Genomic DNA, 22911 nt, shown 5'->3' on the forward strand with positions numbered 1-22911 from the left:
TGCGTTAGTTACCTCAGAACCGCGCTTTGCCGCAGGGGCATGGGCCATTTTCGCCGTTCACGCCCCTTTTTCCGGCGCCGCATCTAACTCTGGACTGTCCCCCATCAGATATCTCGGCCCCTTGCCCTTCTTCGCCGCCTGATCCTGGGGATTATAAAGCGCACATTTTGGTAAGGATAGGCAGCCACAGCCAATGCAACCGTCCAGATTATCGCGCATCTTTTGCAGCGTTTCGATTCGCGCATCCAGGTGATCGCGAAACCCAGTCGAGATTCGCGCCCAATCCTCAGGCGTCGGGGTGCGCCCACCAGGCAGGGTTTTCAGAAAACCGCGAATCTCCGGCAGAGAAAAGCCAAACTGCTGCGCGATCATGATGAAGCTAAGGCGACGAATATCTGCCCGATGAAACCGGCGCTGGCCGCCAGCATTGCGCCAGGGCTCCAGCAACCCCTGGGTCTCATAGTAGCGAATAGCCGAGACCGCGAGGCCAGAGCGTTCGGACAGGTAGCCAATCGCCACCCCTGCGGATTTTGCCATTTTGCGTTCCTCTCAAAAAAGCGCAAAAAACTGCTTGAGCTAAAGTTAGGTTTAGAAATTATCGTAAGGCGACTCATAAATCAACGTCACTCAAAAAGGAGACACCAAATGAGCGCGATTCTGGAACATGCCAATGTCACCGTCAGCAACCCCGAAGCCACTGCTGAATGGATGGCTCAGGTCTTTGGCTGGCACACCCGCTGGTCTGGCCCTTCGATCAATGGCGGACGCAGCCTGCATGTGGGCAACGCAAACAGCTACCTGGCTCTCTATGCCCCCCCTTCCGCGCCAGGGGAGGCCCCTGAAAGTTACCAGACCACTGGTGGCCTTAACCATCTGGCCGTTGTGGTCGACAACCTCGACGCGACCGAAGCCGCTGTGAAGGCCGCCGGTTTTACGCCAAAAAACCATGGCGACTATGAGCCAGGGCGTCGTTTCTACTTCCACGATGCTGACGGCATCGAATACGAAGCGGTGCAATATGATGATTGATCTTTTATGGCAGGCGGACCTGCCCAACATCCCGGATCACGGCATTTTTCCGCGCAAGACAGTAACAAAACCAGTAAAATCCGCTGATTGAGCCGATTTGCCTGTGGAGAGCGCACTACGCCCCCTTGAAATTTCTGCCCAGATTGGGTCAGGTAAATGCCAACACAAAAGACGGGCCCCGCTGCAGTGCTGTTGCGGGGCTCTGGCTTTGGTAGACCCGACATCACATATGACCCAAGCGCTACTGCGTTAGCCAAACGACCTGGACCCTAGATATGGAAAAGATCCCAATGACTTCTGCGGGTCACACCGCACTCGAAGCTGAGCTAAAGAACCTGAAATCGGTGGAACGCCCAACGATTATCAAAGCGATTGCCGAAGCCCGCGAGCTGGGCGATCTGTCGGAAAACGCCGAATACCACTCTGCCCGCGAGAAGCAGTCCTTTATTGAGGGCCGTATCAAAGAGCTGGAAGGGATTCTGAGCCTCGCCGATGTGATTGACCCCGCCAAACTGTCTGGTTCGATCAAATTTGGCGCCAAGGTCACCCTGGTTGACGAGGACACCGACGAAGAAAAAACCTGGCAAATCGTTGGCGAGCATGAAGCCAATGTCGAGGCTGGTTTGCTGAACATCAAATCGCCCATTGCCCGCGCCCTGATTGGCAAGGAAGAAGGCGACAGCGTCGAAGTCCGCACGCCGGGTGGTGTGCGTGGCTATGAGATCCTGACCATCCACTACGGTTGAACCACTAAGCTTAAAGAGCCCCCCGGCGCGGTTCCTCTTGCCTCTGCCAGTGAAACCGCTAGCCTTGTTTAAACCCACTAGAAACCAGAGCCCCAGCTTCGGATTGCGAGCCTGCTTATGACCGTCCAGGATGCCTCCAAACGCCCCACTTCGCTTACGGGACGCGGTGCCGAAACGGCCCAGTCGGATGCCGGAATGGGGAGCGCCGAACTGGTGGCCATTTTGCTGTCGGCGCTCTGGCTCTTGCTGGTTCTGGCCCTGTTTCTGCTGGCTCCGGCAGATCAGGGTATTACCCATTGGACCCCCACCGTGCTGACCGTTCTGGCCGTTGTGATGCCACTGGTGATGATCTGGGTCGGCACCTCGGCGCTGCGATCGGCGCGGGTGATGCGCAGCGAAAGCCAGCGTCTGCAGGCTGCGATTGACAGTCTGCGCCACAGCTATCTCACCCACGTTCAGCAATCCGAAGCCGCCAGTGAGCCAACGGTAAGCCAGAAGCTGGAAGAAATCGCAGAGGCAACCCGCAAGACGGAAACCGCTCTGGCCACATTCCAGAGCAGCCGTCATGCGCCTGCCCGCCCCGCGATACCGGCAGAAGCAACGAAGCTGGCCACAGAGGATCAGGGCAGTCTTGCCCTTGGTACCTCAGCCGAGGATATGGCGCTGCCCCTGCCTGCAGAACAGTTCATTCGGGCGCTGAATTTCCCGGAAACAGCAGAAGACGAGGAGGGCTTCACCGCCCTGCGCGCAGCGCTCAAGGATCGCAAGGCCTCGCAGGTGGTACAGGCGGCCCAGGATGTCCTGACCCTGCTGAGCCAGGATGGCATCTACATGGATGACCTGCGCCCCGATATGGCGCGCCCTGAAATCTGGCGACAATTTGCCCAGGGCACCCGTGGCCGAGCTGTCGCAGCACTGGGCGGCGTACGGGATCGCACCTCATTGGCACTGACCTCGGCACGGATGAAACAGGATCCGATCTTTCGCGATGCGGCACATCATTTCCTGCGCCGCTTTGACCGGATGTTCGCCGAGTTTGAAGCTGAGGCCAGCGATGGCGAAATCACCGCCCTGGGCGATACCCGCACCGCCCGCGCCTTTATGCTAGTGGGGCGGGTTGCGGGAACTTTCGACTAGCTCTCCCGTCACTCAAAGAATGGGGGCTTTACCCCCTCGCGCCACAGGCGTTCACCCCCAGGGTATTTTGGGCCAATGAAACTTGGGGCCCTCGTCATTTGGCGTTAAATATCTCGCAGCGCGAGTCAGAGCCTCGCATCAAGCGGATCTTACAGGCGGAAACTTTCGTAGGGAATAAAACGCACAGGATCACCTGGATTGATCTCCAGGGCGCCATCCTCAAGCTCCACCAGACCTTCGGCCCAGCTTAGACCCGAAATACGGCCAGAGCCTTCGGATTTAAACACCTCGGCCTGTCCGTCGCGCACTCTTGCGCGCAGATACTCGCGTCGACCCGGCTTTTTGCGTTTGGTAAAAGCTGCTGGCAGGTCAAAACCCTGCGGCTGCAGCCATTTGGCACCCGCCATTTGTCCCATGGCCGGACGGGCAAAGATCAGCGTACAGATCAGGGCGGCTACTGGATTTCCTGGCAGGCCAAAGACCGGCACGCCGTTCCAGACAGCCAGCGCCAGGGGGCGTCCAGGTTTCAGGGCGATGCGCCACTCCTGCAACGCCCCACTTTCGCGCAGCAACGCAGAGACATGGTCTTCGTCCCCTGCCGAGGCGCCCCCACTGGTGAGGATCACATCCACATCGGAAGCGGCCTTATCCAGCCGGGCGCGCAGGGTCGCGCGATCGTCAGCCACCCGGCCGAGATCCACCGGGACAAACCCCATCTGCCGCAGAAGGGCCAGCAGCATGGGTCGGTTGGCATCATAGATCTGGCCAGGGGCTGCCGTTTCACCAACCTCGCAGAGCTCATCCCCGGTAGAAAGTACACCAACCCGCAGAGGCAGATAGACCTCAAGCGCGTCAACCCCGGCGGCAGCTGCGAGAGCCAAGTCTGCTGGGGTGATGACCCGGCCAGCGGTCAGAATTACTTCGCCCGTGCTAAAATCTTCGCCTGCCTTGCGGGTATTGGCGCCCTGCTTGAGCGGTCCACGAAAAGCAATTTCGCCTTCCCCCAGGGTCACGTCCTCTTCCAGAATAACCGTATCCACCCCAGTTGGCAGAGCCGCCCCGGTCAAAATACGGATGGCCTTCCCTGCAGGCACAGCCCCCTCATAGGCAAGCCCGGCCGCGGCGCGCCCCTGCACCAGGGGCAGGACATGTGTGCCCTCAGCCATGGCTCCGGCAAAACCGTAGCCGTCAACCGCCGTGTTTGGCAGCGCCGGGTTTGAACGTTTGGCGATGACATCCGCTGCCAGCACCCGCCCCAGTGCCCTGTCCAGCGGCAAATTCTCACTGGAGACCACCCTCCGCACCCGATCCCGCAGCAGCGCCAGGGCTTCGTCTACTGGGGTCCAATCAACACCTGCGGGCAGGGAAAAACAATCATTGCGCAGCGGAGGTGGGGTCAGGGTCATCGGCGTCCTGCCTTTTCAAAAGAGGGAGCTAAAGCGTCAACTCTGCGGCGATAAAATCCGCAATCGCTGTGGTGTCATCCAGATTAAAAACCAGCTGTTCGCAGTTCAGCGGCACATCGCTGGCCAGGGCGCGAATACTGGCATCCTGCGGTGCGATCAGGGGCTGGCCCGCAGCAGCGCGGTGAGCCTCGATCTTGGGGTGAGGCTCACGCTTGTAGCCCTCAACCAAGACCAGATCCACCGGAGAGAGCCGTGCCAGCAGCTCTGAAAGGGGCGGCTCCTCTGCGCCGCGCAGCTCCTGCATGATGGCGATGCGATGGGTCGAGGCCAGCACCACCTCGGAAGCGCCGGCCATGCGGTGACGATGGCTGTCGGTGCCGGGCTGGTCCACATCGGTGCTGTGATGGGCATGCTTGATGGTGGAGACCCTCAGGCCGCGTTCGGTGAACTCAGTCACCAGCCGCTCCATCAGCCCGGTTTTGCCGCAGTTCTTCCAGCCGGTGACACCATAGAGTTTCATCTCAGCAACTCCTCTGCCCGTTTCAGATCCGCGGGCGTGTTGACGTTGAAAAAGGGATCAAAGGGCTGGGCCTCAAACAGGGCTTCGCGCCCGCCGTGCTGATCGGTCCAGAGCACCACCTTGCGCAGCCCGTCGTTCAAGGCCGTGCGCAGGTCCTCGCGCAGGGCAACTGGCCAGAGGCCAAAGGTGGGGTGGCGGTTGACCTTGCTGCGCCCACCAGATTTCAGCTCTTCGCCGGTGCGCGGAGTGGTGGCCAGCACCAGCGGATGTTTCTGCCCTTCAGAGGCTGCAACCAGCTGCGCCGCCAGATTGGTCGGGAAGAACGGCGTATCGGCAGCGGCGGTAATGATTGCTTCTGCTCCCTGCTCCGCCGCCCAGTCGAGCCCCGCCAGAACGCCTGCAAGAGGTCCGGCAAAACCATCAATACTGTCTGCTACTACTGGCAGGTCCAGATCAGCAAAGCGCTCCGCATCGCCGTTGGCGTTCAGCGCCAGGCCGGAAACCTGCGGTGCCAGCCTGTCCCGCACACGAGTCAGCAGGCTTTGACCACCGATCTGCAGCAGTCCCTTGTCGCCGCCGCCCATGCGCGTGGCAAGACCGCCTGCGAGGATTACACCAAGGGGTTTGGTCATGTGCTGGCCCTCCAGGCTTCGAGCTGCCTATCAAACTCGAGCGCTTCCAATCCGGTTGGCAGACAGCGATGAGGAACGACAATCGATTGTGCGCCATACCGAAGCACTGTCACATTTTTGGCTGTCAGGACTTGAGCGATCGCAAACCAAGGCAACTTCGCCCGACCCATTGAGGAAACAAGTTCCATACCTGATGCATTAAATACCGCCGTTGTCGGGCCATGCGTCGTGGAAAAATCCGCCAATTCCTCTGCGGCTGAGCTGATAGCCTTCATCCATCTGACCTGCCAGATGATTAAAATTGTGACAGCCCCGAGCAGTACTCCAAACATGCCGGGAGTCGGATCTGTCTGGCCAAAAAGCCGGCTACACAGAACCCCTAAAAAACTCAACAACAAACCTAGAAGAAGTTGTTTTCCAAGCCGCACCCATAGGCTAGACCTCAAACCGCTTCGCAACCGATCTCGGACAATCAGACCTTCTCGCGCCTCCGGTTTGGTCAACGAAAAGCTCAATTCGACATTTGTCACATTAAATTCCCTTGCAAAGGAGCCCAGGCAGCAACGGCTGCATCACTGCTCACCCTTTCTTTTGTGTTTCTTTGCCTCAACCGGCGCGTCGCGCGGGTCCATGTCACGCTCTAACCGCTCATCGCCAGAGAGGCAGGTAAACCGCTGGCCTTTCATGCGGCCAATCAGGGTGAGGCCCACCTGCTGGGCGATCTCAACCCCCCAGGCGGTGAAGCCAGAGCGCGAAGCCAGCACCGGAATGCCCATCATCGCGGTCTTGATCACCATTTCCGAGGTCATCCGCCCCGTGGTATAAAGGATCTTATCCGAGGCTGAGACGCCCTCTGACAGCATCCAGCCGGCGATCTTATCCACCGCATTGTGGCGGCCCACGTCCTCCATATAGACCAGCGGGCGGTCGCGGTGGCACAGCACGGTGCCATGGATCGCCCCGGCCTCAAGGTAGAGCGAGGGCGTGCGGTTGATCTTATGGGCCAGCGCATAGAGCCAGGAGGTTTTAACCGGAGTGGCGGGCAGCTGCACATTCTCCAGCCCCTCCATCATATCGCCAAAGACAGTGCCCACGGCGCAGCCAGAGGTGCGGGTCTTTTTCTGTAGCTTTTCCTCATGACTGGTCTCCACTGCGGTACGCACCACCACGGTTTCCAGCTCTTCGTCAAAATCCACCCGCGTAACCACGTCATCGGGCAGCAACATGCCCTGATTGCGCAGAAAGCCCAGCGCCAGATATTCGGGGTAGTCGCCAATGGTCATGGCGGTGACAATTTCCTGCCGGTTCAGATAGATGGTCAGCGGGCGCTCCTCTACCACCGACAGATCCACAAGTCTGCCGTGCTCATCCCGCCCCTGCACCGGACGGGTGAGCCCTGCGCGGCCTGGATCAGGCGCAATCAGATACTCGGCCAGAATTTCTGTGAGGTCAGATTTTATTACCAATTGCAAAACCTCTGTAAGCTGCCTAGCTATTCGGCAGTCAATCTAGGACGCGCACATGGCAAGCACCACCACGAAATCCCTGTTTTTAAAAGGACTGGTCGATAGCCTGCCATTTCTGCTTGTGGCCAGTCCTTTTGGCCTGCTTTTTGGGGTCTTATCCGCCGAAGCGGGACTAAATGTCCTTGAGGCCCTGGCTTTTTCCCTCGCAGTCTTCGCCGGCGCTGCCCAGTTCACCGCTCTGCAACTGCTGCAAGAGAACACGCCTCTGCTGATCGTGCTCACCTCGGCGCTGGCGGTGAACCTGCGCATGGGAATGTATTCTGCGTCTTTGACGCCCTACCTTGGCGCAGCGCCGATGTGGCAGCGCGCCATTGCGGCCTATCTGACCGTGGATCAATCCTATGCCCTGTCGATCGTAAAGTTCGAAGACGAACCTGAGATGAGCGTGCCCCAGCGCATGGCTTATTTCTTTGGCACCACCTCGGTGATTGCCCCCAGTTGGATGGCAGCCACCGTGGTCGGGGCCTGGGTTGGCGCTCAGATCCCGGCAAGCTGGGGGTTGGACTTTGTCCTGCCGCTGGCCTTTCTGGCGATGATCGGGCCGATGCTGCGCACGCCTGCCCATATGGTTGCCTGTTTTGTGGCCATTGTCGCCTCTTTGCCCGCCACGCTGATGCCGCATAATCTGGGTCTGATCGTCGCCGGTCTGGCCGGCATGATGGCCGGCGCCCAAACCGAACTCTGGCTGGAACAGGCCACCGCCCGTAGCAAAGCCAAGCAGGAGACTGCGCCATGAGCACATTTGACCAAACCAGCCTCTGGATCGTGATCATCGGCATGGCCTTGGGCAGTTATGTGCTGCGCTTTGCCTTTATCGGTTTTATGGGCGGCAGACAGATGCCGGACTGGCTGATGCGGCATCTGCGCTACACAGCGGTGGCCATCCTGCCGGCATTGGTCACGCCCCTGGTGGTCTGGCCCTCCCCCACAGGCGGAGAAACCAGCCTACCACATCTGGCGGTCGCCGCCCTAACCTTCGCGGTGGGCTATTTCACCCGCAATGTGCTCTGGGCACTGCTCAGCGGTGTCAGTGGGTTTTTGCTGCTGTTTTTGCTTGGGTAGAATTGCAAGACCCCGGTCGATCAAAAGGGAAAACCATGAATCATAAGCTTGACGATTTGATTACCCTGGCTTCTGAATCTCCTGGTCAAAGGATCACGGAAAACCATGTTCGCTCCCTGACTGAAGATCTTTCAAAAGAGGTGTTTTACAACTCTCTCAGCTTGGAAGTCGCCCGGAGATACCAACGCGGTATACTCTGCTACACCCGCTGCGGTTCCATCATGAACGATCTTTGGTCTGTTCTGGTGGGACACCTCAACGGCGGGATGGTGCCCTCTCCGTTCTATGAGATTTATGAAGCTTTTGACGCTGGTGAATATCATCGCAAGAAAGACAAAACGGACTCTCCGGAGACAGAATTCACCAGACCTATGATTGAGGCGATCTTGGCGAACGTAGAATGACCCTCGCCTCAACTGCTCAAAAAAAACGGCTGAGCCGGTTACCCGTGCTCAGCCGCCTAATTTCCGCTGTACACAACGCTATTCGCTCTGCGTGGTCTCGTAATTCAGGACCACATTGCCCTCTGCCAGGGCCTTTTGCAGATCCGCGTCGTCATCCTCATAGTATTTTGTGGTGACAACACCAGGGAGCGCACCAAACTGCTCGGACAGCTTCACAGGGTAGAATGTGGTCTTCAAACCTTCCAGCCCTGGAATTTGGCGCAGGATGGAGGAGGTGGAATTGGCGCAATAGGCCCCGGGCACCCGACCATTTGAGACCGCCAGTTCATAGGCCAACTGCGCCTGCGCAGGGGTGACTTCGAGGCGCTGCACCACCACATGGTGGGTGCTGCGGGCATGGGCGCCACGATAGGCAAGAACCACTGCGGGCGTAATGCCAAACAGGACATCATTCCGTTCTGGCACCACATCGGCATAAAAGGATCCGGCAGGGTCAAAAATCACCCGCTCAGAGGCATTGATCATCAGCGATGTATGACCACCGGAGCCCGTCCGGTTGTTGACCATGGTGAACAAGGTCAGCGCAGGTGGCCCGCTGTGAGTATAGGATGCTGCTGCAAGTGTCGCTGCATCGGCATTGGGCTTTTTCTGGGCCTCGCAGCCCGCCAGTACAATAGAACCCGCCAAAAGAGCCGTGGCCAAGCCAATACGACTCGGCACCCGGCGCGCAACCGCTTTACCAGATGTCATTTGCAAGGATCAGGTTGCAAACACGGCGAGAAACAGCGCCAGAAACACCAGGAAGATAGTGAAACGCGTGGTGAAGGTGATGAAACCTGCATAGGTGTCTTCTTGAACTTTGCAGTCCATGGTGCCGTGTTTATGTTCAGCCATGACGGATCTTTCTATTCGCGAATGTTTTTTGCTGAATACTGGATTTCAAATTGCCTGTCACCACGTCATTGGCGCGCAGGGGGGCAAAAACCCGGAGCTGCGACCAATCCGCCGCCCCTTTTGCCCTGCGCCCGGCAGGCACAACAGCCCCTGCCCGTAGGATCTGGTTGGCATATCTGGCTTTGTGCCGAATCAAATCCTGCCTACCCCGCCCCCGGCCAGGACCAGCCGTGGGGCATCAACGAGCCTGAAGAGAAATCAGCTCTCCAGATCGCTGGCCAGACGGAAGCCGATACGATTGGCAGGCACTTCTTGGCGGGGTTTTGGCAGAGCCCGCAGCATCACGTTCATCTGGCTCACATGCTGTACCAGCTGGGTCTTTCCACCCGTGCCATCTGTGCCATAAAAAGTCACGATATCAGGGTCGTAATAGCCCATACCCTCGATCCGCAGCACCCCGGCGTCGCCGCCAACAAAGCCCATGGCAACCTCGTGCTCGCCATCCAGCTGCTTCTCGAAGTTCTGGATGTAAAGGATCAGCCGTTCATAGGCCCAGCGCGCCTGGCTTTTGGCATCATCGGTTTTTTGCAGCGTCTCAGGCACCTCAGTAAGGCCGTTCTTGGCCTCCGGATCCGCATGCACCTCGTGCACGCAGGGCATTGCTGCCGCCTCGACCGCCTCGGCGCTGGTAGAAATCTTATTGTCCATGGTCACTCACTCCCCTGGTATTCCCTGGCCGAGAAGCTGCCCCGGCGCTTAAGTCTTGCTCTGATACAGCCAGGCGCCATCCTCGCGTTTGACGCGGCTGACACGATCTGTGCGGTACAGATGATTGACATGGGCCACGGCCTCCACCAGTGCAAGCCCATATTCGCCTTCGCCGATCTTACGCTTGAACAGTGGCGCAAAACAATCCGCCGCCGTCTGAGGTGTTTCAAGATGGTTCATCAGCCGGTCCAGCGCCCCGTGGTGATTGTCGATCAACTGCCGCATACGCAGCGGCAAACGGGTAAAGGGCAGCTTATGCCCCCCCAGTGCCAGATGATCCGGGCGGGATAGGGGTGCCAGCCGCTCGCAGGCCTCCAGCCATTCCCCCAGAGGATCCGCCATAGGTTCGGTGGCATAGACGCCGATATTGGGGCTGATCGAAGCTAGGATCTGATCGCCAGTGATCACGAGATTGTCATCGCGACTCCAGAAGGTGGCATGTTCGGGCGCATGGCCATTGCCCATATGCACGTCCCAATCGCGACCACCCATGCGAAAGACGTCACCCTGCTGCACACGCGTAAAGCCCAGCGGCATCGGATAGACCATATCGGAGAAATTGAACGGTCGATCGGCGACGCGTTTGTCATAGATCTCTGCATCCATCCCGGCCGAGCGGTAGTAGGCCAGGGTTTCGGCGGGCCAGGTTTCCTGCACATCCAGCGTTAGCATGCGGGCAAAAAGCCAGGCGGTGCGGCTGGTGACCAGCTCGGCGCCGTATTCCGATTGAAACCAGCCCGCCAAGCCAATGTGATCGGGGTGATGATGGGTGCCAACAACCCGGCTCACCGGCTTGCCCTTCAGCGGGCCTGCCATCAGGGTCTCCCAGATCTCGCGGCTTTTGCGGGTGTTGAACCCGGTGTCTACCACGGTCCAGCTGTCGCCTTCGTCCAGGGCGTAGATATTGACGTGATCCAGCTTCATCGGCAGCGGCTGCCGCATCCACAGCACCCCTTCGGCGACCTCGATCGCCTCACCCAGTTCAGGCGGTTCAGTCCAGGGGGTACGCGGGCCAACTTCGGGAACGCTTGCCATGATCAGCCTGCCAGTTCTTCTAGGGTGAGCGCCATGGTGCCGGCAGCACCTTCCTGTACATGGGTCAGCAGGCCAGCATGTTCTGGCAGCATCCGCTTGATGTAGAACCGCGCCAGTTTTTCGCGCGGGCCACCCTTGTCGGCAATGGCCGCCGTCAGGTGGTAATGGCCACCCAGAACCCGGGCAAAGGCCCGCAGATAAGGCACCGCTCCGGCAAAACGATCCTGCAGGTCATCCTGCTCCACCAGCCATTCAGTGGTTTCACGCAAGGATTCGCAGGCCTGCCAGACTGCCTCGCCCATGTTGGGATGGGTCGCCCGCGCGCCCTCGGCCTGGGCCTCGATCTCATCAATGATACGATGCGCCATATCACCGCCATCCATCATCTTGCGGGCCACTAGATCCATTGCCTGAATGCCATTGGTGCCTTCATAGATCGAGGTCACCCGCACATCGCGCAAAAACTGCGCCGCGCCGGTTTCTTCGATAAAGCCCATGCCGCCATGTACCTGGATGCCCATATCAGCGATCCGAATGCCCGTATCTGTACCAAAGGCCTTGGAAATCGGCGTCAGGAAAGCCGCCCGCGCCTTCCAGTCGGCCTCATCGGTAGCATTGCCCATATCGATGGCATGGGCGCAGGCCAGCATGATAGCCCGCGACGCATAGGTATCCGCCTTCATTTCCATCAACATCCGGCGCACGTCAGCATGATCTGCGATGGACCCCGAAGGCGTCTTGCCCTGTTTGCGCTCCAGCGCGTAGGCGGTCGCCTTTTGGAAGGCCCCTTCGGCGACGCCGACCCCCTGCCCGCCCACACCCAGGCGCGCATTGTTCATCATGGTGAACATGGCCGCCATCCCGGCGTGTTCGGCTCCGACCAGCCAACCCTTGGCACCATCAAACTGCATCACGCAGGTCGGGCTGCCATGCAGGCCCATCTTATGCTCCAGGCTGACCACACCCAAAGAATTGGCTGCGCCCAGAGACCCATCCGCATTGGGAATATATTTTGGCACTAGAAACAGCGAGATACCCTTGGTGCCGGGTACCCCATCGGGCAAACGCGCCAGCACCAGATGGCAGACATTCTCGGCAAAATCATTATCACCCCAGGAGATATAGATCTTCTGACCCGTCACCGCATAGGTGCCATCGCCATTGGGTACGGCCTTAGAGCTAAGCGCGCCCACATCAGAGCCCGCCTGCGGCTCTGTCAGGTTCATGGTGCCGGTCCACTCACCCGAGATCAGTTTTGGCAGGTACATCTCTTTCAGCGCATCACTGGCGTGATGCTCCAGCGCCTCAATCTGCCCCTGGCTCATCAGTGGGGCGAGTTGTAGCGACAGGCAGGCGCCTGACATCATTTCGTTGACCGCTGCGGTCAGGGTCATCGGCAGCCCCATGCCGCCATGTTCGGGCGCGGCACTCATACCGATCCAGCCGCCCTCTGCGATGGCCTTGAACCCTTCGCCAAATCCAGGCGAGGTCCGCACCACCCCGTTTTCCAACTTCGCTGGTTGCAGATCACCACCACGTTGCAGCGGTGCCATGACCTCATCACAGAGCTTGCCTGCCTCGGTCAGGATGGCCGTGACCAAGTCACTGCTCGCCTCGCTGAATCGATCAGTCTGGGTGATCTGGTCAAAGCCGATCACGGTATTGAGCAGGAATTCATATTCGGTCACGGGAGCACGGAAGGTCATGGGCGTCCTCTTGTCGGCCTTAGGGAGAATCGCGGGCTCAGGCTTGGCATTACCCAAACCGCCCGGTATGTCTGTAGCGCTGTCTGTTTAGCTGACCGATTACCTAACCTTCGCCCTCCCACAATCAACCAAAACGCCGCGTCACCGAAAATGCCTCAAGATACTGCCAAAAATGCAACGCTGGTGCTGGATGCCTCTGCCAGCGACCTGACCCGCGCGGCGCAGCTGTTGCGGCAGGGAAAGCTCGTCTCTTTTCCAACGGAAACCGTCTATGGTCTCGGCGGCGATGCCCGGCGCGGCGATGCGGTCGCGGCGATCTATACCGCCAAGGGGCGCCCCAGTTTCAACCCACTGATTGCCCATGTCTCCTCGGTTGAGGCCGCAAAGCGGTACGTCATTTGGAACGCCTGGGCCGAAACCCTGGCCCAGGCATTCTGGCCAGGCCCCTTGACCCTTGTCCTGCCCCTGGCCCCTGATCATGGCATTTCAGAGCTGGTCACAGCAGGGCTCGACACGCTGGCACTGCGGGTGCCCGCCCATCCAACAGCGCAGAAACTGCTGGCGGAACTGGACGTCCCTGTGGCCGCGCCCTCGGCAAATTCTTCTGGACGGATCAGTCCTACAACGGCAGATCATGTCATGGCAGGGCTTGCGGGGCGCATTGCCGCTGTGGTTGCGGATGGCGCCTGTAGTGTTGGCTTGGAATCCACCATTGTTGGCCTAGCCGGTGACGCGCCCATGCTGCTGCGCCCCGGTGGCCTGGCCGCTGAGCAGATCGAGGCGGTCCTGGGCCAGCCCCTGGCAAGCCGCGACATCCACGACCCCCTGACAGCCCCCGGCCAGCTTTTGTCGCATTATGCGCCACAAGAGCGGGTGCGGCTCGATGCAACCTCGCCCCGCGCGGGCGAATGCTACCTGGGATTTGGCCCCTACAGCGGCGCCCGCGCCTGCGATCTCTCCTTGTCAGACACTGGCGACCTCGCACAGGCGGCCGCCAATCTCTTTGGCCACCTGCATCGTCTGGATGCACAGGGGCTGCCCATCGCTGTGGCCCCAATCCCAGAGACGGGTCTGGGAATCGCCATCAATGACCGGCTGCGCCGCGCCGCCGCGCCACGCGACACCCCAGCTGAAACCTAATGCGCTTGCACAGCTCAGGCCGTGCCCGCACTGGCCGAGAGCGACAGCGGGTCAATCCCCAGTGAGCCCAGCGCCGCGCCCCATTTGTCGCTGTCTGCTGTCTCAAAAATCAACGCATCGGTGCTTTCCGCGGTGAGCCAGCCATTGGCTATGATTTCTGCCTCTAACTGCCCAGGGCCCCAGCCTGCATAGCCTAACATAATCAAAAGTTTATCCGGGCCATTCCCCTGGGCAATATCCTCCAGAATATCCAGAGTCGCGGTCATGCCATAGCCTGGCGGAACCACCAAAGAATTGATGCTGGATTCATACTCCGGTGAGTGTAACACAAAGCCACGCTGGGTTTCGACCGGCCCGCCAAAACGGATTGCCTCTTGGCCCCTGTCTTCTTCCGCCACCGGAATTTCCAGCTGCTCGAGCAGGTTGCCCAACTGCAGCTCTGGGGCAACCTTATTGATGATCAGCCCCATGGCCCCCTCATCGCTGTGGGAACACAGGAAAATGACGGAATGCTCAAACCGAGGATCACCAATGCCTGGCATTGCGATCAATAACTTCCCGGTGAGATCCATATGTGCGCCCTTTCCCTTGGTGCCGACAACCTTTTCTAGCATGCCGCCCTGTTTCCCAAGGTGCAAGAGGCTCCAGCCGATCAGGTCACAACAGCGCAGATGGGCCTTTAACCAGATCGTGACTTGGCAATTGCCCCTCAAGAGGCCATGTATATTCCTATGATCGCATGTAAAACTCATTTCGCTACTGTAGCTTCCGCGCCAAAACTGGCCCTTGGTCTGCGCAGTCTGATGGCCGCTGCTTTGGCCCTGTTCGCCGCGGCACTGCCCCCCCAAGCCACTCAGGCGCAAAGCGCCCTGCCCAACAGCATGGATGAGCTGGTACAGGTCGAAATTCTGGACGGTGGTCTCTCCTCCGACGGGACCTATACAGGGGCTCTGCGTCTGACGCTTCAGGAGGGCTGGAAGACCTATTGGCGTGCTCCTGGTGAGGCGGGCATTCCGCCGCGTTTTACCTGGCGCGGTTCGCGTAATGTTGGTGAGATGTCGATGACCTGGCCCGCTCCGCAGGTGTTTTCGACCTCCGGTTACCAGACCATTGGCTATCACGATCAACTGATACTCCCCCTTCGGATCACGCCGGAAAAACCCGGCCGCCCTGTACGTCTCAAGGGCCGGATGGAGCTCGGCATCTGCAAGGATGTCTGCGTGCCCTCTGAACTCTCGTTTGATCATCAGCTTGATGCCGGTGCCACGCGCAACCCCGCTATTGTGGCTGCTCTGGCCAGCCGCCCCTATTCGGCCCGCGAGGCCGGGGTCTCCGCCAGCACCTGTCGCCTGAAGCCAACCAAATACGGCATCGAGGTCGAGGCCCGCATCACCATGCCCAGCGCCGGCGGCACCGAGGTCGCGGTGATCGAAGCAGGCTCGCCCCATCTCTTCGCCGGAGCCACCACAACCCATCGCCGCGGGGGCATCCTGATTGCCACCTCCGAGCTGCTGCCAGCAAACGTGGGGGCTCTGCCCTCAGTGGACCGATCACAACTGCGAATAACCGTGTTGGGCCAGAAACATGCGGTGGATATTTCCGGCTGCAGCGCAGGATAGGTGCGGAGAGGTCCGCAGATGTCCTTGATCCCGCCCGCCCGCCCCGTGCTTGGGGCCATCGCTGTGGTTTATCACCTGGGGCAGGTCATTCTCATCCAACGCAAAACCGCGCCCAATATCGGCTGGTGGGGCTTTCCTGGCGGCCATGTAGAGATGGGCGAAACCGCGCTGCAGGCAGCCACCCGCGAGCTGTTTGAGGAAACAGGCGTTATTGCCCGTCCCCTGGAGTACCTGACCAATGTCGATGTGCTGCTGCGCGACCCAGTCGGTATGGTGCAAAAACAATACCTGCTGACGGCTGTGCTCTGCGCCTATGAAAGCGGCACCCCCGTGCCAGATGATGACGCCCTGCAGGCCTGCTGGCTGCCTGTGGATGAAATCGAAAACCGGGGGCTAGAGCTGATCGACCAGGTCGGTGACGTCGCCCGCCTGGCCCAGCGCAGGATGTCCCAGCAAGGTTAAACACAGGCGCAGGTCGGCCGCGCTAGGCTGACCGTTGACGCCGGATCCCATAGACCAACGCCGAGAGTAAATAGGCCAGCAGCGACAAGGCCGCGATACCTGCCAAGGCCATGAGCACCCCCGCCCGCAGTGGCTCCACTGCACCGAGACCGGGCCAGGCGCTGCGCAAAACAGGATGCAAGGTGCCATTCGCCATGGCCCAACCAAGACTGATGCCCAGCCAACCTAACTGCATTACTGCGGTGCCCAGGACCAGCCAGCGCAGCGGGTTCGCGCCTCCACGCAAAGCCCGGCGCAGCGCTGTCAACGGCCGCGCCATGTCCCGCTGGATCGCCACCAGAGCCGGCACCACCAACAGCACCAGCAGCATGCCAAAGCCCAGACCATAGACCAGCGTAATGACAGTAGGTTTCAGGAACTGCGCCTGTTGCGAGCTTTCATACATCAAAGGCGCCAGCCCCAAAACGGTGGTCAGGGTCGTCAACATCACCGGCCGCAGCCGGTCTGCCGCCCCGTCAATGATTGACGGAACCAGTCCTCGCGTTTCGGCATATTCATCAATGGTGGTCACCAAAACGATGGAATCATTGATAATGATTCCGGTCATCCCCAACAGACCAATCACCGTGAACATGCTCAGCGGCACCCCCCAGAGATAATGTCCCCAGATCGTGCCAACCAGGCCAAAGGGAATGATCGCCATAACGACAATGGGCCGCGTCCAGCTGGCAAAGATCCAGGCCAGCACCAGATAGATCCCCGCAAGACAGAGGACCAGCCCGGTGCGCGCGTCATTCAGGAAATCATCCTCCTGCTCGCTGAGGCCCGAAAGGCGCCATTCCACCTGTCGGCGGCTGGCAATATCTGGCAGTATCTCTTCCTCCAGCGCCTTGCCAATATCAGCGGCACGGGCAGGATCATCCTCGGAGATATCCCCGGTGACGCTGATCAGGCGAATGCCGTTTTCACGCCGCACAGTTGAAAACCCGGTGCGCTGCTGCACCGACACAATATCCGACAGGGGCACATAGATGCCGGCTGGACTGCGCATCAGAGTGCGCTCCAGAAAGTCTGCTGACAGCTCATCGCGGGGCAGTTCAACCCGGATTTCGGCGCTACGGGGGCCATCCGGATAGGTGGCGGCTTCAATGCCATTGAGCCGGGCCCGCAGCGCCCGTCCCAGGGTGTCGATGGTAAAGTCCAGCGATTGTCCCTGCGGGGTCAGCTCCAGCACCACCTCTTCCTTGTCATAGGCGAGGTTATCCTCCACCGCAGAAACCTCCGGGTAGCGCAGCAGCGCGGTTTTTAGATCCTCAGAGGCCGCTTTCAGGGTCTGCACATCGGCGCCATAAAATTGCACATCCAGCGCGTCACCTCCGGGCCCCGAACGCCAACTGCGGAAACTGACGGATTCGACCAGCGGATGGTTTTGCACCTCCTCCTGCAGTTCGGCCACAAAGGCAAAGCTGGAATAGCCAGGCCGCAGATCCGCGTCGATCAGCTCAATCGAGATGCCGCCCAACAGATCTTTATCCTTGGCGTCCACCCCAGACATACCGCGCCCGGCATTACCGCCGACCTCGGCAATGACAAAATCCACCGGGTTGATGCCATCATAGCGCTCTGCAAAGGAGGCACCGGTGGCGGCGGTGGCACGCTGCATCTCCGCCATCATCATCAAGGTGTCAGCGCGGGTCGCACCTTCGGCCATGGCAAAATTACCGGTGACAGAGCCACGTTCCGGCGCGTTGAAAAACCGCCATTTGACATCGCCGCCAATGAACAGGGCCATCTGGCTGGCCAGAATGGTCACTGCACCCGCCACCACCACATAGCGCGCCTGCACCACCAGCGACATCAAGGGACGGAACAGGTGATCGCGCACCCAGCGAAAGCCGCGATTGACCATGCGGTTGGGCCAGTCATACCAATGATCCTTTTGCGCATGGGTCAGCGCATGGGCCATGTGGTGTGGCAGGATCAAAAAACACTCCATCAAAGAGGCCGCCAGCACCGCAATCACGGTAAAGGGAATGTCGCGGATCAGATCGCCAAAGCGCCCGCCAATGGCCGTGAGCCCAAAGAAGGCAATGATGGTGGTCAGAGTGGCGGCAAAGACCGGCATCGCCATGCGACGGGCGGCATTTTCAGCCGCCTGCATCGGGGTTTCATTCAGGCGGCGCACCCGGAAATCAGCGTGTTCTCCCACCACAATGGCATCATCCACCACGATCCCAAGGGTAATGATCAACCCAAAAAGGCTGATCATATTGATTGTGATACCAGCGGCATACATCAGCGCAACGGCGGCAAACATCGCCGCCGGAATACCCGCAGCCACCCAGAATGCGATGCGGCTATTGAGGAACAAGAACAACAGTGCCAAGACCAGCCCAAGGCCCATCAGGCCGTTGTCGATCAGGATATTCAGCCTGTCCGAAATCGCAGCAGCGCGGGTTCGGATCAGCTCTGCGGTCACGCCCTTCGGCAGGGTGGTTTGCAGCGCATCGACCACCTCTTGCACCTGGGCCTGAATGGCAATTGCATTGCCCTGATCCGAACGATCCACTCGGATCGACATGGCCGGGTTTTCGCCGACAAAATAGGATCTGTTGCGGTCCACCCCTTCGCGGGTGACCCGCGCCAGATCGCCAATGGTCAGCACCGAACCATCGGCCTGGGTGCGTAGCACGATGCCTTCGATTTCTTCCGGACTGCGCTTTTCGCGCCCAGTCCGCACCCGGGTATTGGCCCCGGTCACATCGCCTGCGGGGTCGGCATCGACCTCAGCCGCGATGGCGTTGGCAATATCGCTCATGGAAATATCATGGGTGATCAGACTGTAAGAGGGCACCTCCACCAGGGTTTGTGGCGCGGCAAGTCCGCGAATGGTGGTGCGGGTGACGCCGACCTCGAACAGGCGCACCACCAGTTCATCCGCTAAAAGCCCAAGCTGATCCGGCGCAAGCGGCCCGGTGATCACCACATCTGTTACCCGGTCACGCCAGGCGCCACGCCGGACCCTGGGCTCCTCTGCCTCTTCCGGCAGGCTGGTGATTGCATCTACGGCCGTTTGAACCTCATCCGCCGCCAGGGCCATATCTCGACCAGGTTCAAAATCCAGCACGATCGAGGCGCTGCCTTCGCGCGAGGAAGCCGTGCTTTCCTCGACGCCATCCACCGCCAGCAGGGCGGGCTCCAACAGCTGCACAATGGCCCCGTCAACATCTTCTGGTCCAGCTCCGTCCCAGGTCACATTAACGGTGACGGTTTCCACGATCACATCTGGGAAAAACTGCGCCCGCATCTTTGGGATCGCTGCAGTGCCCAGCAGCAAAAGGACCAGCAACAGCAGGTTCGCAGCGGTGCGGTGTCTGGTAAAATAGCTCAGCAGGCCACCAGCCGGGCGAGACAGATCACGCATGGCTTATCCCCCCATCCGGGCTTCGATCCGATCAACCAGTTTGGCGGGCACCTGTGTCTTGGCCAGGGTCGCCAGGATCCGTTCTTTCGCCGCCTCCGGCAGGCGCGCGCTCCCTTCGACGGCAGAGACAAGTTTGGCGCGGCGCTCTTGGGAGAGCTCGATCATTTCTGGCATTGGCGCGCCCGTGGCTTCGGCCCCCTGATGCAGGGGACGCACCCGGATTCCCGCCCCCAAGAGCGGCGTGCGGCCAGTGACCACCTGACGCCCCGAAAGGCCCGCGCCACGGATCAGCACATCATCGCCCTGACGGCGCATCAACTCTACCGGCAGCGCCTCCAATCGGTCCTCTGCCCCCAGCACCAACACAGTCCCGTCCGAACCCAACGCAGAGGCCGGCACCCGCGCCACGGCCGCGAGCGGTGGCTCGCTCACCTTGACAGTGACAAAATCGCCCGGCTTGAACCCCGGTGCCAGATCCAGGTTGGCATAGAGCAGACGTCCGGTCTGTCCCTCCCCGACCGCGCCACTGGCGCGCGACAGTTGGCCTGTGGCCTCTAGCCCGGCGCCTGCCGCATCCAGTGTCACCCGCACAGGCGCCTGGGTCAGATGCCCCTCTGCATCAAGGAGACGCGCATATTGCAAGGTCGAGACCCGGAAAACAGCCTCCAACTGATCCGCATCGACCAATTCTGCCAGCTTTTCATTGGCAGAGACCAAGCGCCCCTCGACCAGGGTAACGGCCTGTAGCCTGCCACCAAAACGGGCGCGCAGGGTGGTATCGGCAAGGTCACGTTTTGCCGTATCGAGAGCAATTTGGCTGCGCGCAACGCGAGTGGCTGCCTGATCAACGCGGGCCTCGGCCTGGCTGACGGCCTGACGGCGCGAAATCACAGTCTGGCGGGCCTGCACCGCAGTGAGCTCTGCCGCTTCCACGGCTGCTGTGGTGCCGACCCCACGGGCCTGCAAATCCAACTGGCGCTGATGCGCCCGGGCGCGCAATTGCGCCTGATCCTGCGTCGCCGCCAACTCATCATTGGCCAGGATGAGATCCCGCCCTGCATCGCGTTCCTCAGCCCGGGCATCCAGCATGTCAGCCTCAGCCTGTTCCAAAGCAGCCTGTGCATCCGAGGGGTCAATCTGCACCAGGATTTCGCCAGCGCTGACCCTGCCGCCCTCTTCAAAGCTGTCGGACAAAACCGTAACCCGCCCGCCCTGGGCGCTACGCAGTTCCAGCGTTCGGCGACTTTCCACCCGCCCAAAGGCGATCAGTTCCGGTGTGATCTCCTGCAACTCTGCCGTGACCAGGTTTACCGCAAAGACACGCTCCCGCACCGGGGGCTTACGCGGTTCTGCATTCAGTCGCGACTGCACCGCGCTAACCACCATCTGCCCTGCATAAAGCAAGAGCGCAGCCGTGACCGCCGCGAGAAACAAACCTGTCAAACTATGCCGCAGAAAGCGCATGCTCTATTCCCTTTGGTGGCCGGAGATCCGCCGTGCTACCGATTATTACGTATAATCAGCCCTGACAGATCACCGTCAAAGCCTTAAAATGCCACTTCTTTGGTGGCCTTCACCTTTGAATATACTCTTTGTCTTGCAGATTTACACGCGCGGCTGCGTTACTTCCGTCGCTGTGTTTCGGTCAAACGTGGCATTATTTCCACAAAATTGCAGGGGCGGTGACGATAATCCAGCTGCATCGCTAGAATTTCATCCCAACCATCCTTGCAGGCACCGGGACTGCCGGGCAGTGCAAACAGATAGGTCCCACCCGCGACTCCACCTGTGGCCCGCGACTGTACCGCTGAGGTGCCGATCTTTTTCATCGACACGATGGTAAAGACAGTGCCAAAGGCATCGATTTCTTTTTCATAGACGTCGCGGTGGGCCTCTACCGTCACATCGCGCCCCGTGAGCCCCGTGCCGCCAGTGGAAATCACCACGTCTACCTCCGGGTCTGCGACCCAGGTCCGCAGCTGATCAGCGATCTCGCCGCGTTCATCTGGCATGATCTGACGATCGGCAAGGACATGCCCCGCCGCCTGCAGCCGGTCCACCAGCACCTGCCCCGAGCGGTCCTCCTCCAGACTGCGGCTGTCAGAGACGGTGAGAATGGCGATGCGAACCGGGATGAACGCCTTGGTTTCGTCAATACGTGACATAGCAGTCCTCATGTTCTTTGCAAAAGCGCGAGCCTGAGAGCCAGCCCCGCAAAAATCCCCGCCGATATACGGCCCAGCCAAATGGCCGAGCCCGAAGACGGGGCCAAAAAGCGCCCCATTGAGCTGCCAAAGACCCCGACCAGCCCATTGATGACAAAGCCGCCCAGTGCAAGCACCAGCCCAAAGATCAGGAACTGCCCCAGCACCGGCCCGGCCTCAGGCACCACAAACTGCGGCACAAAGGCCAACACAAAGAGGATCACCTTTGGATTGGTCAGATTAACCCAAAACCCGGCGCGAAAAGCGTGGGACGCCGACACCGGCGGCTGGCCGGGCAGCGCCGCGGTGGGCGCTTTTAGCGCTCCCCAGGCAAGATAGAGCAGATAGGCCACGCCAAGCCAGCGGATCACATCAAACAGCCCCGGCAGTGACTTCACAACCGCGCCGAGCCCCAGCCCGGCCAGCGCCACATGCACCATCCCCCCGGCAGAGATCCCCGCACTGGCCGCCAGCGCCGATCCGCGCCCCGACCGCAGCCCCTGTCCCAGACAGAACATCATGTCCGCTCCAGGGGTCAGGTTCAGCGCCAAGGCCGCCGGTACAAAGGTCAATAGAGAGATGGGGTCAATCATAGTGTAACGTCAAAAAAGTTGGAGGTCGGCCCCAGATTGGCGGCCAGGGTTGTGCCAATCTGGCCGCGAAAGCCCCAGCTGTCGTGAATATGGCCAAACAGGGCCAATTGCGGCTGCAATCGTTCCACCGCCTGCAGGATCGCCGTGGAGCCAACAGAGGTTCCCAGCGATGTCGCGTCCCCCTGCCCCTTGGGCGGGGAGTGACAGATCAGGATATCGGCGTGCTGACAGCCTGCCAGCAGCGCCTCAGCGTCTTTCTCTGACAAATCATACGACCATTCGCCAAAAGGCGTTTGCGGAATACCACCGCCAAGGCCAAAGATCTGCAGCCCTTCAAACTCCATCCGCTCACCGTGCAGCACATGCATGCCTGGCAGGGCGGCCGCGCGCAGTTCCTCGGCGCTTTCGGCATTGCCTGGCACGGTGATCAGCGGCGTTTTGATATCGGACAAAAGTGCCATGGCCCGGTCCAGGCCCTTGCGATGGTTGCAGAAATCCCCAGCGCCAACCACAAGATCCGCCTGATCACTGGCCGCAACCAGCTCTGCCGCATGGGCAGCGCCGAGGTGCAGATCGGAAAAAGCCATGATTTTCATCTGAAAAT

26 protein-coding genes are annotated in these 22911 nt (G+C 60.0%); 9 read left to right on the forward strand and 17 right to left on the reverse strand.

The window, feature by feature from the left end:
• Positions 1-57 precede the first annotated feature (57 nt).
• On the reverse strand, positions 58-537 hold the full coding sequence (gene soxR / locus MED193_RS10310) for a redox-sensitive transcriptional activator SoxR (RefSeq protein ID WP_009809661.1): 480 nt from the start codon (positions 535-537) through the stop codon (positions 58-60).
• Between the two features lie 108 nt (positions 538-645).
• On the opposite strand from soxR, the gene MED193_RS10315 reads away from it, so the two are divergent.
• The 3 genes from MED193_RS10315 (at position 646) to MED193_RS10325 (ending at position 2912) form a co-directional block, all read left to right on the forward strand.
• The gene (locus MED193_RS10315) at positions 646-1029 is read left to right on the forward strand and encodes a VOC family protein (RefSeq protein ID WP_009809662.1); all 384 of its coding nucleotides are present in this window, start codon (positions 646-648) and stop codon (positions 1027-1029) included.
• 275 nt (positions 1030-1304) lie between these two features.
• The gene (gene greA / locus MED193_RS10320) at positions 1305-1775 is read left to right on the forward strand and encodes a transcription elongation factor GreA (RefSeq protein ID WP_009809663.1); all 471 of its coding nucleotides are present in this window, start codon (positions 1305-1307) and stop codon (positions 1773-1775) included.
• Between the two features lie 117 nt (positions 1776-1892).
• On the forward strand, positions 1893-2912 hold the full coding sequence (locus MED193_RS10325; protein ID WP_009809664.1) for a hypothetical protein: 1020 nt from the start codon (positions 1893-1895) through the stop codon (positions 2910-2912).
• A gap of 149 nt (positions 2913-3061) precedes the next feature.
• On the opposite strand, the gene glp is transcribed toward MED193_RS10325, so the two are convergent.
• From glp to fdhD, 5 genes are read right to left on the reverse strand one after another with little or no spacing between them, the layout of a single operon-like run.
• Complete coding sequence (gene glp / locus MED193_RS10330) at positions 3062-4318, reverse strand: gephyrin-like molybdotransferase Glp (RefSeq protein ID WP_009809665.1); 1257 nt, start codon at positions 4316-4318, stop codon at positions 3062-3064.
• 28 nt (positions 4319-4346) lie between these two features.
• Positions 4347-4838: a molybdopterin-guanine dinucleotide biosynthesis protein B gene (mobB, locus tag MED193_RS10335; protein WP_009809666.1), complete on the reverse strand. Its 492-nt coding sequence runs from the start codon at positions 4836-4838 to the stop codon at positions 4347-4349.
• Complete coding sequence (gene mobA, locus MED193_RS10340) at positions 4835-5470, reverse strand: molybdenum cofactor guanylyltransferase MobA (RefSeq protein WP_009809667.1); 636 nt, start codon at positions 5468-5470, stop codon at positions 4835-4837. The genes mobB and mobA overlap by 4 nt, the downstream gene beginning before the upstream one ends.
• Entirely contained in the window at positions 5467-6000 is a 534-nt protein-coding gene (locus MED193_RS10345; RefSeq protein WP_039966094.1) for a hypothetical protein, read from the reverse strand. The genes mobA and MED193_RS10345 overlap by 4 nt, the downstream gene beginning before the upstream one ends.
• Before the next feature lie 42 nt (positions 6001-6042).
• On the reverse strand, positions 6043-6936 hold the full coding sequence (gene fdhD, locus MED193_RS10350; protein WP_009809669.1) for a formate dehydrogenase accessory sulfurtransferase FdhD: 894 nt from the start codon (positions 6934-6936) through the stop codon (positions 6043-6045).
• 55 nt (positions 6937-6991) lie between these two features.
• Here fdhD and MED193_RS10355 point away from each other — a divergent pair, with 55 nt between their 5' ends.
• Genes MED193_RS10355 through MED193_RS10365 form a run of 3 tightly spaced genes read left to right on the forward strand, consistent with a single transcriptional unit; the run spans position 6992 to position 8462 of the window.
• On the forward strand, positions 6992-7732 hold the full coding sequence (locus MED193_RS10355; RefSeq protein ID WP_009809670.1) for an AzlC family ABC transporter permease: 741 nt from the start codon (positions 6992-6994) through the stop codon (positions 7730-7732).
• A complete protein-coding gene (locus tag MED193_RS10360; RefSeq protein WP_009809671.1) occupies positions 7729-8058 on the forward strand; it encodes an AzlD domain-containing protein in 330 nt (109 codons plus the stop codon). Before MED193_RS10355 ends, MED193_RS10360 begins: the two co-directional genes overlap by 4 nt.
• Before the next feature lie 35 nt (positions 8059-8093).
• Complete coding sequence (locus tag MED193_RS10365; RefSeq protein ID WP_009809672.1) at positions 8094-8462, forward strand: hypothetical protein; 369 nt, start codon at positions 8094-8096, stop codon at positions 8460-8462.
• A 78-nt stretch (positions 8463-8540) separates the two neighbouring features.
• Here MED193_RS10365 and MED193_RS10370 read toward each other — a convergent pair whose 3' ends face one another.
• The 5 genes from MED193_RS10370 to MED193_RS10395 all read right to left on the reverse strand — a co-directional run bounded on the left by MED193_RS10370 (position 8541) and on the right by MED193_RS10395 (position 12865).
• Complete coding sequence (locus tag MED193_RS10370) at positions 8541-9212, reverse strand: hypothetical protein (protein WP_009809673.1); 672 nt, start codon at positions 9210-9212, stop codon at positions 8541-8543.
• Positions 9213-9221: 9 nt separating this feature from the next.
• Entirely contained in the window at positions 9222-9356 is a 135-nt protein-coding gene (locus tag MED193_RS10375; protein WP_009809674.1) for an aa3-type cytochrome c oxidase subunit IV, read from the reverse strand.
• A 258-nt stretch (positions 9357-9614) separates the two neighbouring features.
• Positions 9615-10064: a DUF6173 family protein gene (locus tag MED193_RS10385; RefSeq protein WP_009809676.1), complete on the reverse strand. Its 450-nt coding sequence runs from the start codon at positions 10062-10064 to the stop codon at positions 9615-9617.
• 48 nt (positions 10065-10112) lie between these two features.
• Positions 10113-11159: an MBL fold metallo-hydrolase gene (locus MED193_RS10390; RefSeq protein ID WP_009809677.1), complete on the reverse strand. Its 1047-nt coding sequence runs from the start codon at positions 11157-11159 to the stop codon at positions 10113-10115.
• Positions 11160-11161: 2 nt separating this feature from the next.
• On the reverse strand, positions 11162-12865 hold the full coding sequence (locus tag MED193_RS10395; RefSeq protein ID WP_009809678.1) for an acyl-CoA dehydrogenase: 1704 nt from the start codon (positions 12863-12865) through the stop codon (positions 11162-11164).
• A 150-nt stretch (positions 12866-13015) separates the two neighbouring features.
• On the opposite strand from MED193_RS10395, the gene MED193_RS10400 reads away from it, so the two are divergent.
• A complete protein-coding gene (locus MED193_RS10400; protein WP_009809679.1) occupies positions 13016-14005 on the forward strand; it encodes an L-threonylcarbamoyladenylate synthase in 990 nt (329 codons plus the stop codon).
• A gap of 14 nt (positions 14006-14019) precedes the next feature.
• Here the strand turns inward: MED193_RS10400 and MED193_RS10405 are convergent, their stop codons facing one another.
• Positions 14020-14577 carry a YqgE/AlgH family protein gene (locus MED193_RS10405; RefSeq protein WP_039966824.1) on the reverse strand — a complete coding sequence of 186 codons (558 nt, stop codon included), beginning with the start codon at positions 14575-14577 and terminating at the stop codon, positions 14020-14022.
• A 231-nt stretch (positions 14578-14808) separates the two neighbouring features.
• Between MED193_RS10405 and MED193_RS10410 the strand changes: the two genes are divergently transcribed.
• Together MED193_RS10410 and MED193_RS10415 are read left to right on the forward strand one after the other, a co-directional pair.
• On the forward strand, positions 14809-15624 hold the full coding sequence (locus tag MED193_RS10410; protein ID WP_198133887.1) for a protein-disulfide reductase DsbD domain-containing protein: 816 nt from the start codon (positions 14809-14811) through the stop codon (positions 15622-15624).
• Positions 15625-15642: 18 nt separating this feature from the next.
• Positions 15643-16086, forward strand: a complete 444-nt coding sequence (locus tag MED193_RS10415) for an NUDIX hydrolase (RefSeq protein WP_009809682.1) — start codon at positions 15643-15645, stop codon at positions 16084-16086.
• 22 nt (positions 16087-16108) lie between these two features.
• Here the strand turns inward: MED193_RS10415 and MED193_RS10420 are convergent, their stop codons facing one another.
• The 5 genes from MED193_RS10420 to MED193_RS10440 all read right to left on the reverse strand — a co-directional run bounded on the left by MED193_RS10420 (position 16109) and on the right by MED193_RS10440 (position 22903).
• Positions 16109-19510: an efflux RND transporter permease subunit gene (locus MED193_RS10420; protein ID WP_009809683.1), complete on the reverse strand. Its 3402-nt coding sequence runs from the start codon at positions 19508-19510 to the stop codon at positions 16109-16111.
• Between the two features lie 3 nt (positions 19511-19513).
• On the reverse strand, positions 19514-20974 hold the full coding sequence (locus MED193_RS10425; RefSeq protein WP_009809684.1) for an efflux RND transporter periplasmic adaptor subunit: 1461 nt from the start codon (positions 20972-20974) through the stop codon (positions 19514-19516).
• A 158-nt stretch (positions 20975-21132) separates the two neighbouring features.
• Complete coding sequence (gene moaB, locus MED193_RS10430) at positions 21133-21675, reverse strand: molybdenum cofactor biosynthesis protein B (RefSeq protein ID WP_009809685.1); 543 nt, start codon at positions 21673-21675, stop codon at positions 21133-21135.
• An 8-nt stretch (positions 21676-21683) separates the two neighbouring features.
• Positions 21684-22307 carry a LysE family translocator gene (locus MED193_RS10435; RefSeq protein WP_009809686.1) on the reverse strand — a complete coding sequence of 208 codons (624 nt, stop codon included), beginning with the start codon at positions 22305-22307 and terminating at the stop codon, positions 21684-21686.
• Complete coding sequence (locus MED193_RS10440) at positions 22304-22903, reverse strand: metallophosphoesterase (protein ID WP_009809687.1); 600 nt, start codon at positions 22901-22903, stop codon at positions 22304-22306. Before MED193_RS10440 ends, MED193_RS10435 begins: the two co-directional genes overlap by 4 nt.
• Between the last annotated feature and the right edge of the window lie 8 nt (positions 22904-22911).

The organism is Roseobacter sp. MED193, from assembly GCF_000152965.1.
In the GTDB taxonomy this organism is placed as follows: domain Bacteria; phylum Pseudomonadota; class Alphaproteobacteria; order Rhodobacterales; family Rhodobacteraceae; genus Pseudophaeobacter.